The sequence below is a fragment of the Pseudoruegeria sp. HB172150 genome (assembly GCF_013184805.1).
GTDB lineage: Bacteria > Pseudomonadota > Alphaproteobacteria > Rhodobacterales > Rhodobacteraceae > Psychromarinibacter.
On the sequence record NZ_JAATNG010000006.1, the window covers coordinates 70,915 to 85,743 of the forward strand.

A 14,829-nucleotide genomic window follows, 5' to 3' on the forward strand; every position below is an offset into this window, starting at 1 on the left:
GCGCGAGAGGCGCAACGGCAGTATTCCCACTCAAGGCACAAGAAATTTCGAAAAGAACGAGTAGCGGCAGGAACATGAAGTTCGGCAGTCCCCCCACCACTTTCGTTTATCATCTGGGCGTACACTGCACCGACGACGACCTGCTCGTGCAGTCGCTGCTGCAGGACAGCGCCCGCCTGGAAGAACGCCAGATCCTCGTTCCGCGTCCGCGCGCCTACCGCAAACTGGTGCGCGATCAGATGCACGAAAACCGCGGCAATCCGGCGCCCGAAGCGGAACAGAAGGTGTTCTACGACAAGCTGCTGCCGGAAGCGCCGGTCGAGCGTGTCATCTTCAGCGATGCCGATTACACCACACTTCCTCGCGGCGTCTTCGAACACCGGCAGCTCTATTCCAAGGCTGGCTTCCGCACCGCCTGGCTGCGCTACCTGTTTCCGGAAAACCCGTGCGAGTTCTTCTTCGCCATGCGCAACCCGGCCACCTACCTGCCGGAAGTACTGCAGCGCAAGGGCATGCCGGACTACGAGAAATTCGTGAATGGCGTCGACCCGCGCAACATGCTCTGGTCCGGCGTCATCGAACGTATCCAGAAGAACAACCCGGGCTGTCCGGTCACCGTCTGGTGCAACGAGGATACGCCGCTGATCTGGCCGGAAATCCTGCGCGCGATCACCGGGACGGAGGCCAACTATCACATGACTGGCGATTTCGATCTTCTGCGCGGGATCATGAAGGAGGAAGGGCTGGTCAAGCTCGAACACTTCCTCAGCGTGCATCCCCCGGCGACTGCCATCCACCGGCGCCGGATCATCAGCGCATTCCTCGACAAGTTCGCGCTCGAGGAAGAGCTCGAGGAAGAGATCGATCTGCCCGGCTGGACGCCCGATTTCGTCGACGAGGTTAGCGCAACTTACGACGCCGACATGGAAACGATCGCGGCAATGCCGGACGTCACCCTGATCATGCCCTAGGGCCCGCGGTTCGGCCGGTCCATCAGCCGCGCGAAGAGCGGGGCGAAGATGATCACCGTGAACACCCTGAGCAGGTGATGGGTGACGACAAAGGCGATATCCGCCCCCGACACCAGCGCCACGACGACCATCTCTCCCTGTCCGCCGGGCAGGAAGGACAGCATCACGTCCAGCGGTTCGGCAGGGCTGAACAGCAGCACCACCTCGATGAAGGCCAGGCTGATCGCTGCGAGGATCAGGGAAAAAGCTAGTCCCGCGCCAACATCCACACGGATCTCCCGCGTCGTGATCCCCGAGTAATTCGCGCCCACCGCCAGGCCGATGAAGAACTGCGCCGCCCAGATCATCTCCGCCGGCGGCCGGTGCTCGATCAGCCCGGTCAGGGACAGGATCGCGGTAAGTACCATCGGCCCGATGATCGACGCGCCGAAGATCTTCAGCCGCTCGGCGATCTTCCATCCGATGATCCCGGAGGCAATCATCAGGGCTATCTCGTGCCATGGAATGTCGCCCACATGCTGTCCCGGCGGCGCCGTTAGGTCGATGTCGTAGAACAGCGTCAGCAGGAACGGCGCCACAGTCACGATCACCAGCACCCGCGTTGCGTGGATCAGCGACATCGCCCTCACGTCCCCGCCCGCCTCTTCGCCGAATATCAGCATGTCCTGCAGCCCGCCGGGCATTGCGGAGTAAAACGCCGTCGGGTGGTCGAACCCCATCACCCGCCGGAAGAACGGGTAGCAGGTGAAGCCGATCAACCCGATGAATACGGGGATCAGGATAAGTGTCGGCGCATAGCCAGGCAGGTCCCGCACCAGTTCCGGCGTGATCGAAGTCCCGATCGCCACGCCCAGGATCGTCCGCATCACCACGCCCAGCAGCCCCATCCCCTCAAGCCGCACGCCTCCCAGCGCGAAGGCCAGGCAACCCAGCATCGGACCCAGCAACAGGGGCAGCGGCAGGCCGAGCAGGACGAAGATCACTGATCCCAGCGCGGCGGCCAGCAGGGCCATCCCCCGGGCGCGGGTAAGAAATTTCATGCCGGATCAATAGTCCCGCTTGCGCGGCAGGCGCAAGATGCCCTTGACCCGCGCCATGCCGCATGCCCCCAATGGCGGGATCCGGAGGAGCCAGACGTGACAGCCAAATCCATCGACGACGTGCAGGCGCTGCTGGCCGCGCAGGACTATGTCTGCGGCCGCCCGCTCGCCACCGTCGTGTTCCTCGCCCTGAAACTCGGCAAGCCGCTGTTCCTCGAAGGAGAGGCCGGCACCGGCAAGACCGAGATCGCCAAGGCCATCGCCGCCGCGCTGGGCCGCCGGCTGATCCGGCTGCAATGCTACGAGGGGCTCGACGCCGCCGCCGCGGTCTACGAATGGAACTTCGCCGAGCAGATGATCGCGATCCGCACCGCCGAAGCTGCCGGCGGCGCCGACCGCGACGTTCTGAAGGACGAGCTTTTCACCGAAGACTACTTGATCGAACGCCCGCTGCTGCAAGCGTTGCGCCCGCAGGACGGCGGCCCGCCGGTTCTGCTGATCGACGAGCTTGACCGCACCGACGAACCGTTCGAGGCCTTCCTGCTGGAGGCGCTGTCGGATTTCCAGGTCACCATCCCCGAGCTCGGTACCATCAAGGCGGAACATCCGCCCATTGTCATCCTCACCTCGAACCGCACCCGCGAGGTCCACGACGCGCTGAAACGCCGCTGCCTCTATCACTGGGTCGACTACCCCGCCTTCGACCGAGAGATCGAGATCCTCCATGCCCGCGCCCCCGAGGCCGCCGAGGCGCTGTCCCGCGAAGTGGTCGCCTTCGTCCAGAAACTCCGAACTGAGGACCTGTTCAAGAAACCCGGCGTCGCCGAAACCATCGACTGGGCCAAATGCCTCCTCGCCCTCGACGTCATCGCCCTCAGCCCCGAGGTCATCGCCGACACGATTGGCGCAATCCTCAAATACCAGGACGACATCCAGCGCATCCAGGGATCGGAGGCCAAGCGTCTGCTGGACGAGGTCCGCGCCGATCTCGAAACCGCGTGATGCTTCTTCTGGTCGAAAATATCCCGGGGGTATGGGGGCAGAGCCCCCATTCTCTGTGAATGGCCGAACAGTTCCCCCGGGACATCCCCGAAGACGGCAAGCTGACCCACAACATCGTCTGGTTCGCCCGCGCGCTGCGCAAGGCCGGTCTCCCCGCCGGTCCCGGCCGCACGCTCGACGCGATCCGCGCGGTGGAAGCCGCGGGCTTCACCTCGAACCAGGATTTCTACTGGGCGCTCCACACCTGTTTCGTCTCGCGCCCCGAGCACCGCGCCGTCTTCGCCCAGATCTTCCGGCTCTACTGGCGCGATCCCCGCTACATGGAGCACATGATGGCGATGCTGCTCCCGGCGATCCGCGGCGTGCAGGAAGAGCGCGGGCCGCAGGCCGGCGAAAAACGCGCCGCCGAGGCGTTGCTCGATGGTGTCGAACGGGAGGCACCGGAGAATACCCCGACCGAAGACGACGAAGACGCCGAGATACGGATCGACGCCTCGCGCACCGCTTCCTCCGAAGAACGCCTCCGCACCCTCGATTTCGAGCAGATGAGCACCGAAGAGGCGGCGCAGGCCAAGCGCATGCTTGCGCGCCTGACCCTGCCCGTGAAACCACTTCAGTCGCGCCGATTGATGGGCGACCCGGCCGGCCCGCGCCCCGACTGGCGCGCCACCATGCGCGCGGCGATGCGGCGCGGCGGCGAAGTCCATGAATTCTCAAGGCGCGCGCAGCGCACCCGCTGGCCGAACCTCGTCGTGCTTTGCGATATTTCCGGCTCCATGTCGCAATACTCCCGCGCCGTTCTGCATTTTCTCCATGCCGTCTCGAACAACAAGGGCGCCGGATGGGCCAGGGTGCACGCCTTCACCTTCGGCACGCGCCTGACCAACATCACCCGCCACCTCGCGACCCGCGATGTCGACGCGGCTTTGGCGACCGCGGGTGCAGAGGCGCAGGACTGGGAAGGCGGCACCCGCATCGGCCAGTGCCTGCACGCCTTCAACCGCGACTGGTCGCGCCGCGTGCTGGGGCAGGGCGCCGTGGTCCTGTTGATCACCGACGGGCTCGACCGCGACGACCCGGCACTGCTGGAGCGCGAGATCGAGCGCCTGCACCTCTCCGCACGCCGTCTCATCTGGCTCAACCCGTTGTTAAGATGGGAAGGTTTCGCGCCACGCGCGCGCGGCATCCGGTCCATTCTGCCTCATGTCGACAGCTTCCGCGCCGGCCACAACATCGCCTCGCTCGAAGGGCTGGCCGCCGCCATCTCCGACCCGCGCGACCACGGCGAAAAGGCGCGCCTACTTCGGCTGATGCACGCCGACTGACCGGACCACACCGGCTTTCCTTCGGAACAATCAATCCGAGCCCGCGTTGAGCCAGCCTACGGGGCGGAGCGCCTTCAAGGCACCCGCAACATGCGCCGTTCCCGTCGCGAAACCGAAAAGGATAGGACATGACGCATCGCATTCGCATCCTCAGCGCCTCGACGGCGCTGGTCGCCCTCACCGCCGTCGTGCCGCAGATGGCCGCCGCGCAGAGCATCCCCGGTTGCAGGCAGAATATCGAGGCCAAGCCAATCGCCGAGATCACGCAGGAAAACCTGACCGGCGAGATCACGATGGAAGATCTGCCTGGCCTGCTTGAAACCGAGGGTGTCTGTGTCCGCAAGAACGGCAAGCTGCGTGTGCTCGCACCGGAAGGCGAGGAAGCGCAGGCTGAGACACCCGTCGAGAACCCACCCGCAGAGGAAAACGCCGAGGCGCCCGCCACCGAAGCCCCGGCGGCCGAAGAAGATGCGGCTGCAGCCGAATCCGAGGGTGCCATGCCTGCCGTCGGAGAAGTCGTCGAAGGTCTGTCGGAAAACCTGCCGGGCATGACTTCCGACGAGTCCGGCGATGCACAGCAGGCCGAAACCGCCGAGCCGGCCGAAACCCCGGCCGCAAAAGCGCCCGCGCAGGCCGAAGCTTCGGCAGAGCCCGCCGAACAGCCAGCCGCGGAAACGACCGAGGAGACCGCGCAGGCCCCCGCCGAGGAACCTGCCGCGGAACCCGTTCAGGAAGAAACCGCAGAGGCCCCCGCTCCGGCGGCTGAAGCCGAAGGCGATGCCGAGGCGACCGCCGAGACGGACCAGCCCGCAGCCGACCCTGCGCCGGAACAGACCGCGGAATCCGCCGAGACGCCGGAGCAGACCAACGCGCCGACGGTCGGTGAAATCGTCGAGGAACTCGCCGGGCCGGAAGTCGCGGCAGAACTGACGGGCGAAGACGCAGCTCCCGAGAAAAATGCCAAGGTGTCCGAGGAAACCGCTGCCAACACGTCAGCTGATGGTGAACTGGCCGTTTCCAACGACAATGGCAAACCTGTTGCTGCCGCGGCCGCCGCAGCAGACGAAGGTGCCGGGGAAGAAGTCGTCGAAACCAAGGAAACCAAGGTGACAGAGGAAAACTCCCGCTCGAGCGGTGAGGAGTTTGAAGAACTGAAGCCGAAGGCCAGCGCAGAAGCGAATGATGACGACGATGGCGGTCTCTCGAACTTCGAGAAATTCGCGCTCGGCGCGGCCGGTCTCGTCGTGCTCGACCAGCTGATCGGCAACAACGATCAGGTCGTGGAAAACACCGGCGACCGCGTCGTGGTCCAGCGCCAGGACGGCAGCTACTACGTGCTGAAGGACGAGGATGAACTCCTGCGCCGCCCCGGCTCGGACGTGCAGACCGAAACCTTTCGCGACGGTTCGACCCGCACCACTGTGACCCGCCCCAACGGCGTGAAGGTGGTCACCATCTCCGCCGCTGACGGTACCGTCCTGCGCCGCGCCAAGGTGATGCCCGACGGCCGCCAGGTCGTGCTCTTCGACGACACTCAGGGTGCCGAGCCCGTGCAGGTCAGCCAGCTGCCTGCCGCGCCGACGCAGGAAACCGTCGAGGCCGACAACGAAGCCGCGCTGCGCGCCGCGCTGGAGGCTGAACGTGCCGCCGACGTGGGCCGCCGCTTCACCCTCAGCCAGGTGCGCAACATCCGCGAGGTGCGCCAGCTGATGCCGGAGATCAACATCGACGCCATCAACTTCGAGACGGGTTCGTCCGCGATCCGTCCCAACGAGGCCGAAGATCTCTACGCGCTGGGCGAGGCGCTTCGCGAGTTCATCGGGGAGAACCCGGAAGAGCTGTTCCTGATCGAAGGCCACACCGACGCCGTCGGCGGCGCCGCGATGAACCTCGCCCTGTCGGACCGCCGCGCTGAAAGCGTCGCGCTGGCGCTGACCGAGTATTTCGACGTGCCGCCCGAAAACATGATCGTTCAGGGCTACGGCGAGGAATTCCTGCTGGTGCCGACCGATGACGCAGAGCGGACCAACCGCCGCGCCACCGTGCGCCGGATCACGCCGCTGCTGACCGTCGCCGACGCCAGCGCGGGCTAAGACCGCCAAACCCCACGGTAAGGCGCGCCAAACCCGGCGCGCCTTTTTTTTCTTCGGCAGGGCGCACGCCGCACCGGAATTGACCTGCATCAAGGTGCCGATCCCTACAGACCCTAACATATTCGCATCAACGAATGTGATAAGGAGGGCGCGGACATGGTGCTCAACTGGAAAATCGGCGGGCTGTTGCTGGGGCTGGTGTTCTTCCTCGCAGTGGCACTCGTCAAACCGATCGGGGTCTCGACGCAGTTCGTCATCCTCGATGGCGTCGCCTGGAACGCGGTCGACAGTTCGGTCGTCACCCAGACAGAGGAAGGCTACACCTCCACCAACGCCTATCTCGACAAGTCGAGCGGCAAATATGCCAAGGCGGTGGCCAACCCGCTGAACTACAGCTTCCTCTTCGTGCTTGCGATGGCGCTGGGCGGCTTCGCCTCCGTCATGCTGCGCGGCGGGCTGGAACGCGGAGAGCGGCAGATGCCGCAGTTGTGGCGCACGAATTTCGGCGGCAGCACCCTGACCCGCTATGCCGTCGCCTTCGTCGGCGGCTTCATCGTCCTTTACGGCGCGCGCCTCGCGGGCGGCTGCACCTCGGGCCACATGATGTCCGGCATGATGCAGACCGCGCTGTCAGGTTACATCTTCGCCGCCGGCGCCTTTGCGGCCGCCATCCCCACCGCAATGCTGCTCTTCAGACAGGAGGCCTGAGCCATGGAAATCCTTCTGGCAATCGTGATCGGCACCGCCTTCGGCTTCGTCCTCGACCGGATCGGTGCCGCCAACCCAACCTGGATCGGCCGCATGCTGTCGCTGACCAACCTGCACCTGATGAAGACGATCCTGCTGGCCATCGGCACCGGCTCTGTCCTGATGTTCGGCGGTCAGATGCTGGGCCTGGTCGACGTCGGCCACATGTCGGTTAAGGCTGCCTATGTCGGCGTCTTCATCGGCGGTTTGCTCCTTGGCTTCGGCTGGGCGCTCTCGGGCTACTGCCCGGGAACCGCGGTCGTCGGCGCCGGGGCAGGGCGCAAGGACGCGCTGGCCTTCATCGCTGGCGGCCTGCTCGGCGCCGCAGCCTACATGGCGACCTACCCGGGGTGGAAGGCCAGCGGCATCTTGAACGACATCGCCGGCGGCAAGGTGACGCTCGGAACTGTGCCCGGTTCGTCCTACGAGGGGCTCACGGCCATTCCGGGCGACCTCCTCGGCCTGCTCCTGGGCGCCGCCTTCATCGTCGTGGCCTTCGTTCTCCCGGAACGGCTCTCGGGCCAGGGCAGGGCGGTGCCTGCGGAGTAAGACGGGTCCGGGTTCAGACGGAGGCATAAGCCGGACATCCCGCTTTTCCGATACTTTCGCGGCGGTGTCCGGCCTGGTTGAAACCCGATCCGCACACGCTGCGGTTCTTCCCTTCGCAGCGCGGGGCCCGGAGGAGCATACCTCCGGGCCCGTTTTGCATCTGGTCCTCGCCGCGTCCCATCCCCATATTGCGGAGGGACAGAGGAGGCCGCCATGGACAAGACGATAGAAACCAAGGGCTTCGACGACATTCTCGAAACCGCACTGGAATGGCATCGCGCCGGCAAGGGCGCCGTGCTGGCAACCGTCGTGCAGACCTGGGGCTCGGCCCCGCGCCCAGTCGGCGCCAATCTCGCCGTCTCGGGAGAGGGCGAACTCGCCGGTTCCGTCTCCGGCGGCTGCGTCGAAGGCGCGGTCGTCGCTGAAGCCTTCGAGGTTCTGGACACCGGCGAAAGCCGGCTTTTGACCTACGGCGTTTCCGATGACGAAGCCTTTGCCGTCGGTCTCGCCTGCGGCGGCACGATCCGCGTCAAGGTCCAGCCCATCGGCGATTACGAGGATGGCCTGCCAGAGGATGTCCTCGCCGAAATCGTCACGGCCCGCGCCGAACGCCGCCCCATCGCCTATGTCGTCGACACCGAGACATGGAAACGCCGCACCGCCGGGCCGGAGGAATTCCCCGACCGCTTCCGCGCCGACCGCTCCGGCTTCGACGAGGACGAAAAGACCTTCGTCGCCATCCACAACCCGCCGCTCCGCATGGCTGTCATCGGCGCCGTCCACATCGCCCAGCCGCTCCTGCAGATGGCCCGGCTTGCCGGCTACGATCCCGTCCTGATCGACCCGCGCGAAGCCTTCGCCTCGGAAAGCCGCTTCCCGGAGGAAACCATCAACCACGACTGGCCTGACGAGGCGCTGGCGGATTACGGCCTCGACGCCCGCACCGCAGTAGTGACCCTGACTCATGACCCCAAGATCGACGACCCCGCGATCATGGCGGCGCTGAAATCCGACATCTTCTACCTCGGCTGCCTGGGCTCCACCCGCACCCACGCCAAGCGCGTCGCGCGTCTGCAGGAGGCGGGCTTCACCGAGGATCAGATTGCCCGGATCCACGCCCCGGTCGGCCTCGACATCGGCGCGAAATCCCCGGCGGAAATCGCCATCTCCGTCATGGCCGAGATCACCCAGACGCTGCGGCAGAAACGATGAAATTCGGACCCGTTCCTGTTGGCGAGGCCGCGGGCGCGGTCCTCGCCCACTCCCTGGCGCTCGGCGGCAGGAAGCTGCGCAAGGGCAGGGTGCTCGAAGCCGACGACATCACCGCAATAAGAGACGAAGGTCTCGACGAGGTCATCGTCGCCCGCCTCGACACCGACGACCTCGGCGAAGACCCCGCCGCCACCCGCATCACCGCCGCGATGATCCCCGACCCGGAAGCCGCCCATCTTCGCGTGACCAGGGCCAGCACCGGCCGCGTCAACGTCTACGCCACGACCTTCGGTGTCCTCGATATCGACGTCGACAAGATCGAGGCCGCGAACCGCATCGATCCGCTGGTCACCATCGCCACGCTCCCGCCCTTCGCCCGCTGCGGCGACCGCACCATGGTGGCGACCGTCAAGATCATCGCCTACGGCGTCGCCGAGAAATCGGTGGATATGGCCGAAGTCCTCGTTGCCGACGCCATGCGCCTCTGCCCCGTGCAGCTGGCCACCGCCACGCTGATCCAGACCGATATCGGCGCCGGACCCGGCAAGGGCGAGGACGCCATCGCCGGCCGTCTCGACGCGCTGGGCATGGACCTGACCGGTACCGAAACGGTCCCGCACCGCACCGCGCCCCTCGCCGAAGCGGTGGCGCGCGCGAAAGGCGACCTCGTCCTGATCCTCACCGCCTCCGCCACCTCCGACCCGCATGACGTGGCACCCGAGGCGGTGCGGCAGGCAGGCGGCACAGTGACCCGCTTCGGCATGCCGGTGGATCCCGGCAACCTGCTGTTCATCGGCGAGCAGGGCGGCCGCCCGGTGATCGGCCTGCCGGGGTGCGCGCGTTCGCCGGCACTGAACGGCGCCGACTGGGTGCTGGAACGCGTGGCCTGCGGGCTCGAGGTCACCGACGCCGACATCGCCGCGATGGGGGTAGGGGGCCTGCTCAAGGAAAGCCCCGCACGGCCGCATCCGCGCGAAAAACGCTGACCAAGGCGCAACCTTCAGCTGGCAGCGAATTCCGAGCGCCGCTCACCGCTGCGCCATGCCGCCAGAATGCGCTCCACGTTCCGCTCCAGCCCATCCTCGGACTGCAGTTCAAGGTCATAGACCCGTCTGACATGGATCGTCTCGAAATCCTGCTTCGCACTGCCCGCGGGCCGGTCTCCGCGCTCCGCCTCGCGCGCGATCAGCATGTCCAGCGCACAATGCACCGCCACGAACAGCACATCGTGCGGCGCGAACAGCGCGCGCAGCGTGTCGATCCACCCCTCTGTATCGAGGATATGCTCAAGGATCAGGTTGTTCCCGGCATCCGCATATGCGCCCAGAGACGCATGGTACCCGTCAAAGAACGCGGGCCGCGCGTCACGCCACCGGAACTCGCCGCTCTTGAAGCGCTCCGTCGGAAGCACGCCAGCGTCCCTGAGATGGTCGATGGAAATATGCCAGAACGGCTGTTCGATCGTCGCCTGCAACGCCCGCGCGATGGTGGATTTGCCGCTGCTCGATGCGCCGTGAAGAAAGATGATGGACGCCACGCGGCTGGCTCCTGAGGGTCCGGAATCGTCCGCAGCTTACTGCCGCCGGAACCCGCCCGTCACCCATCGATACGCCGGGACGACATCCAGTGATGCGACGGCAACGCCCAGCGGAAGCATCCAGAAGCCCAGTATCGGCAGAAAGCCCACCATGCCACCGGCCATCAGCAACAGCCCGACGGGAAGCCGCGTGCCCGGCGGCAGCCGATGGCGCGCCCAGTTCTGGCCTGCGAGCGTCAGTTCCACCGCAGTGTCCCAGGTCTTTTTCAGCCATTTGAACGTCATCGGTAATCCTGTGGTTTCAGCCCGTCGCTGGTTGCTCGCAATGTCTCGGCGCCTGGCATGATATCGGTGTTCTGCGCCGTCACACAGTACCATTTAAGATCGGTACGCCGCATTACAAAGACGAGTATGGTATTCCTCCGCCCTGCGTCGCTTCCGTCAGGCGCTTTCTGTCCTGTCAGCACAAAGCGGCAATGAACCACTGCAACGTCATCACCCAGATAGCGCACCTTCACCTTGCCAGGTGTCAGCGTCGTCTGCGCAAAAAACGATGTCAGCGCATAGTCATGCGCCCGCTCTATCGCGGCCCGGTCCTGCCACCAGATACCCACGACATTCACGAAATCCGCGTCCTCCGCGAACAGCGCCGCCAGAGCCTCCGCATCCCGCGCCATCCAGGCGCGGGCAAAGGCATGCGGCATCTCTTCCGGCGAGGACAGGCTCACATCTGACGCACCATCTTGCCGGGGTTCAGGATGTTCTGCGGATCGAGCACGCGCTTGATATCGCCCATCACGTCCCAGGCTGCGCCGTGCTCCGCTTCCATGTACTTCATCTTGCCGGTGCCGATACCATGCTCGCCCGTCACGGTTCCGCCCAGCCGCAAAGCTCGCTGCGACAGCCGATGTGACAAGTCCTCTGCCTCGGCCCGTTCCTTCGGGTCGTCCTCCATGAATAGCAGGATGCAGTGGAAATTCCCGTCGCCCACGTGTCCCACGATAGGGCCGGGTATCGACGCACCTGCAATATCCTCGCGCGTCTCCTCCACCGCCTCCGCCAGCCGGGAAATCGGCACGCAGATATCCGTCACGATCGCCCGCGCACCCGGGCGCGAGGCAAGACAGGCAAAATGCGCGTTGTGCCGCATCGTCCACAGCGCGGTACGGTCTTCGGGTTTCGTCGCCCACTGAAAATCGGACCCGCCGAAATCGTCGGCGATCTCGCGGAACCGCTCCGCATCCTCCGCGACACCCCGCTCCGATCCGTGGAACTCCAGCATCAGATGCGGCACCTCCTGGAAAGACGAACCCGCATAGGAGTTGAATGCCGCCGCCGTCGCCGGATCGACGAACTCGATCCGCGCCATCGGAATACCCATCTGGATCGTCGCAATCACTGCGTTCACCGCGTCTTCCATCGATGGAAAGGCGCAGACCGCCGACGACACCGCCTCCGGCTGTCCCTGCAGCTTCACCGTCATCTCGGTGATCAGCCCCAGCGTACCCTCCGAACCGACCATCAGCCCGGTCAGGTCATACCCGGCCGAGGATTTCCGTGCCCGCGTCCCGGTCCGGATGATCCGCCCGTCCGCCAGCACCACCTCCAGAGCCATCACGTTGTCGCGCATTGTGCCGTAGCGGACCGCGGTCGTTCCCGACGCACGGGTCATCGCCATCCCGCCCAGAGTGGCATTCGCACCCGGGTCCACTGAAAAGAACAGTCCGGTGGCGCGCAGTTCCTTGTTGAGTTCCTCGCGCGTGATCCCGGGCTGCACCACGGCATCCATATCCTCTTGGTTCACCTGCAACACACGGTTCATCCGCGTGAAGTCCACCGTCACGCCACCGGTCAGTGCAAGTGCGTGCCCCTCCAGCGATGTTCCGACACCCCAGGGAACCACTGGGCAGTCGTGCTTCGCGCAGATCTTCACGATCTCGCTGACTTCGTTCGAAGTCTCCGGATAGGCGACCGCCTCGGGCACCGTTAACGGGAAGTAACTCTCCGAGCGCCCGTGCAGGTCGAGATCGGACTTGGAACGGCTCAGCCGATTCCCTAGTAACGTTGACAACTCGTTCAATGCCGCGTTGTAAGCCATTGGCTTCGCCCCCCAAGGTTCCACTAGAACGCGGCGCAGACTAGAGGATGACAGTTCGTTGCGTAACCGCCCGAAACTCGTAGACAAGTCAGCGGGACACGATGCGGATGAAAGCGCAAGATCGTTTCTGGCACGCAGTTTGTCCAGAGGCAGCGCCTCTTTGTGCAACGGTTGGCAACTGCTGCTGACAAAGGGGCCTGGTCAGGTCCAGTTCTGGTTCATCGCCCTGTTGATTGGCGCTGCGGCGGGGATCGCGGCGGCGGGATTCCGGATCGCGATCTTTTGGCTTCAGGGGCTGCTATACGGCGTCGACGACATCCTGCACCTGCATACCTTCGCGCGCAGCCTCGCCTGGTACTGGATCCTCCTGATTCCGGTGGCGGGGGGATTGCTGGTTGGATTTATCCTTAGCCGGTTCACCCGCGACCATCGCGTCCGCTCCGTCGCCGACGTGATCGAGGGTGCCGCCCTGAACGATGGCCGCGTCGAGGTCCGCGAAGGGCTCGCATCGGCGGTGGCTTCCTGGATCACGCTCTCTTCGGGCGGATCGTCGGGTCGCGAAGGCCCGGTTGTTCACCTCGCGGGTGTGATTTCCACCTGGGTGTCCGACCGGATCAAGGCCGACGCCGTCACCGGGCGCGACCTTCTCGGTTGCGCGGTGGCGGCGGCGGTGTCGGCAAGCTTCAACGCCCCGATTGCCGGTGCGCTTTTCGCGATGGAGGTCGTGCTGCGCCATTTCGCGGTGAACGCATTCGCGCCAATCGTGATCGCCTCGGTCGCTGGCACCGTTGTCAGCCGCCTGACCTTCGGCGATGTCACCGAGTTCACTCTGACAGACTCCAGCGCCTTGGAATTCTACGTCGAGCTTCCGGCATACCTGATCCTCGGCCTTGTCGCCGGGCTGGTCGCGGTCGCGCTGATGCGGTCGGTTTTTGTCGCTGACGAATTTGGTTCCTGGCTGCAGCGCCGTGTCGGGCTTCCGGCGGTGCTGCGCCCCGCGGCAGCCGGCCTTCTGCTTGGCGGTATCGCGATCTTCTACCCCCATATCATCGGTGTCGGCTACGAAACGACCGCCGCCGCGCTGACCGGCAAACTGCTTCTGCACGAGGCCATCATCTTCGCCGTGATCAAGGTCGCCGCGCTTGCAATCACCCTGGGGGGTAGAATGGGCGGCGGCGTGTTTTCGCCTTCGCTGATGGTCGGCGCGTTGACGGGCCTGTCTTTTGGCATGATCGCCACCGCGGTCTTCCCGGACGTGTCCGGGTCCGAGACGCTCTATGCACTGGCCGGCATGGGCGCGGTCGCGGCAGCCGTTCTCGGCGCGCCCATATCCACGACACTGATCGTATTCGAACTGACCGGCGACTGGCAGACCGGCCTTGCCGTGATGGTGGCCGTTTCGATGTCGACGGCCCTCGCCAGCCAGCTCGTCGCGCGGTCATTCTTCCTGACGACGCTTGCCAGGCGCAATATCCACCTCGCCGCGGGGCCGCAGACCTATCTTCTGTCCACGGTGCGTGTCGCCCGCCTGACCCGCGACCTGACAGAGAAGGGGCCGGCAACCGAGCAGGCCTGCTGGCAGCTGATAGAGCAGGGCATCTATGTCGACGGGGCTGCCACGCTCGCCAGCGCGATGCCGATCTTCGACAAGGGCGGCGCCAGTTTCCTGCCGGTCGTCACGCTCTGGAGCGATGGCCGCCCGCCCGAGCTGCTGGGCGCGCTCCATCACGTCGACGCGCTCAAAGCCTACAACAAGGCACTTGCCGCGACTGCGGCAGAGGAACACCGGTAACGGGACATCTGCAGGATTTCCGGCCGAGACTGCCGTAGCAGCGTCGTTTCACCGTGCCGCGGCCGCCACGATCCTGAAGCAGCGGGCCTTCCGCCCGGATCAGATCAAAGCTGCTCCACCGCTACCCGGTCGGTGTAAAAGGCCAGATGCCCCGTGATCGCCTCCATCCCGGCAATCGGGCTCTCGTAAGACCAGGCCGCATTCAGGATCGGGCCGCTCTTGGCCTGTATCGTGTAATAGCTGGCATCGCCCTTGTGCGGACAATGAGAGGTTTTCTCCGACGCCTCGAGAAACGCCATCGCGATGTCTTCGCGCGGGAAATAGATCACCGGCTCATAGCCGTCTTCCAGCAGTTCTACGGCATTCTGGGTCTCTCCCAGCACGGCGCCACCGGCGCGGACAACCCAGGTTCCCGCGGCCTTGCGCGTCTCGATATGGCTGCTCATGTCCCGCGATCCCCTAT

The 14,829-nt window shown here is 65.3% G+C and carries 15 protein-coding genes; 9 read left to right on the forward strand and 6 right to left on the reverse strand.

Annotation, left to right across the window (positions count from 1 at the left end; genetic code table 11):
• Positions 1-74 precede the first annotated feature (74 nt).
• Positions 75-971: a hypothetical protein gene (locus HCO70_RS20785; RefSeq protein WP_172299812.1), complete on the forward strand. Its 897-nt coding sequence runs from the start codon at positions 75-77 to the stop codon at positions 969-971.
• On the opposite strand, the gene HCO70_RS20790 is transcribed toward HCO70_RS20785, so the two are convergent.
• Positions 968-2,011, reverse strand: a complete 1,044-nt coding sequence (locus tag HCO70_RS20790) for an AbrB family transcriptional regulator (RefSeq protein WP_253913409.1) — start codon at positions 2,009-2,011, stop codon at positions 968-970. The two genes, HCO70_RS20785 and HCO70_RS20790, sit on opposite strands and share 4 nt — an antisense overlap.
• A gap of 96 nt (positions 2,012-2,107) precedes the next feature.
• Between HCO70_RS20790 and HCO70_RS20795 the strand changes: the two genes are divergently transcribed.
• The 7 genes from HCO70_RS20795 (at position 2,108) to HCO70_RS20825 (ending at position 9,925) form a co-directional block, all read left to right on the forward strand.
• Positions 2,108-3,013 (forward strand): AAA family ATPase, encoded by a 906-nt coding sequence (locus HCO70_RS20795; protein ID WP_172299813.1) that lies wholly within the window; start codon positions 2,108-2,110, stop codon positions 3,011-3,013.
• Positions 3,014-3,072: 59 nt separating this feature from the next.
• On the forward strand, positions 3,073-4,338 hold the full coding sequence (locus HCO70_RS20800) for a VWA domain-containing protein (protein ID WP_172299814.1): 1,266 nt from the start codon (positions 3,073-3,075) through the stop codon (positions 4,336-4,338).
• A gap of 128 nt (positions 4,339-4,466) precedes the next feature.
• Positions 4,467-6,431: an OmpA family protein gene (locus HCO70_RS20805; RefSeq protein WP_172299815.1), complete on the forward strand. Its 1,965-nt coding sequence runs from the start codon at positions 4,467-4,469 to the stop codon at positions 6,429-6,431.
• Positions 6,432-6,587: 156 nt separating this feature from the next.
• Entirely contained in the window at positions 6,588-7,139 is a 552-nt protein-coding gene (locus HCO70_RS20810) for a YeeE/YedE thiosulfate transporter family protein (protein WP_172299816.1), read from the forward strand.
• Positions 7,140-7,142: 3 nt separating this feature from the next.
• The gene (locus tag HCO70_RS20815) at positions 7,143-7,727 is read left to right on the forward strand and encodes a YeeE/YedE thiosulfate transporter family protein (RefSeq protein WP_172299817.1); all 585 of its coding nucleotides are present in this window, start codon (positions 7,143-7,145) and stop codon (positions 7,725-7,727) included.
• A 213-nt stretch (positions 7,728-7,940) separates the two neighbouring features.
• Positions 7,941-8,939: an XdhC family protein gene (locus HCO70_RS20820; protein ID WP_172299818.1), complete on the forward strand. Its 999-nt coding sequence runs from the start codon at positions 7,941-7,943 to the stop codon at positions 8,937-8,939.
• Positions 8,936-9,925 carry a molybdopterin-binding protein gene (locus HCO70_RS20825; RefSeq protein WP_172299819.1) on the forward strand — a complete coding sequence of 330 codons (990 nt, stop codon included), beginning with the start codon at positions 8,936-8,938 and terminating at the stop codon, positions 9,923-9,925. The genes HCO70_RS20820 and HCO70_RS20825 overlap by 4 nt, the downstream gene beginning before the upstream one ends.
• A gap of 14 nt (positions 9,926-9,939) precedes the next feature.
• On the opposite strand, the gene HCO70_RS20830 is transcribed toward HCO70_RS20825, so the two are convergent.
• Genes HCO70_RS20830 through HCO70_RS20845 form a run of 4 tightly spaced genes read right to left on the reverse strand, consistent with a single transcriptional unit; the run spans position 9,940 to position 12,574 of the window.
• Positions 9,940-10,476, reverse strand: a complete 537-nt coding sequence (locus HCO70_RS20830) for an AAA family ATPase (RefSeq protein WP_172299820.1) — start codon at positions 10,474-10,476, stop codon at positions 9,940-9,942.
• A gap of 36 nt (positions 10,477-10,512) precedes the next feature.
• Positions 10,513-10,761, reverse strand: coding sequence for a hypothetical protein (locus HCO70_RS20835; RefSeq protein WP_253913410.1), 249 nt, complete (start codon positions 10,759-10,761; stop codon positions 10,513-10,515).
• Positions 10,758-11,204, reverse strand: coding sequence for an SgcJ/EcaC family oxidoreductase (locus tag HCO70_RS20840; protein WP_371742293.1), 447 nt, complete (start codon positions 11,202-11,204; stop codon positions 10,758-10,760). The genes HCO70_RS20835 and HCO70_RS20840 overlap by 4 nt, the downstream gene beginning before the upstream one ends.
• Positions 11,201-12,574 carry an FAD-binding oxidoreductase gene (locus HCO70_RS20845; RefSeq protein WP_172299821.1) on the reverse strand — a complete coding sequence of 458 codons (1,374 nt, stop codon included), beginning with the start codon at positions 12,572-12,574 and terminating at the stop codon, positions 11,201-11,203. Before HCO70_RS20845 ends, HCO70_RS20840 begins: the two co-directional genes overlap by 4 nt.
• 160 nt (positions 12,575-12,734) lie before the next feature.
• Here HCO70_RS20845 and HCO70_RS20850 point away from each other — a divergent pair, with 160 nt between their 5' ends.
• Positions 12,735-14,366: a chloride channel protein gene (locus HCO70_RS20850; RefSeq protein ID WP_172299822.1), complete on the forward strand. Its 1,632-nt coding sequence runs from the start codon at positions 12,735-12,737 to the stop codon at positions 14,364-14,366.
• A 104-nt stretch (positions 14,367-14,470) separates the two neighbouring features.
• On the opposite strand, the gene HCO70_RS20855 is transcribed toward HCO70_RS20850, so the two are convergent.
• A complete protein-coding gene (locus HCO70_RS20855; protein ID WP_172299823.1) occupies positions 14,471-14,812 on the reverse strand; it encodes a DUF427 domain-containing protein in 342 nt (113 codons plus the stop codon).
• Positions 14,813-14,829: the final 17 nt, after the last annotated feature.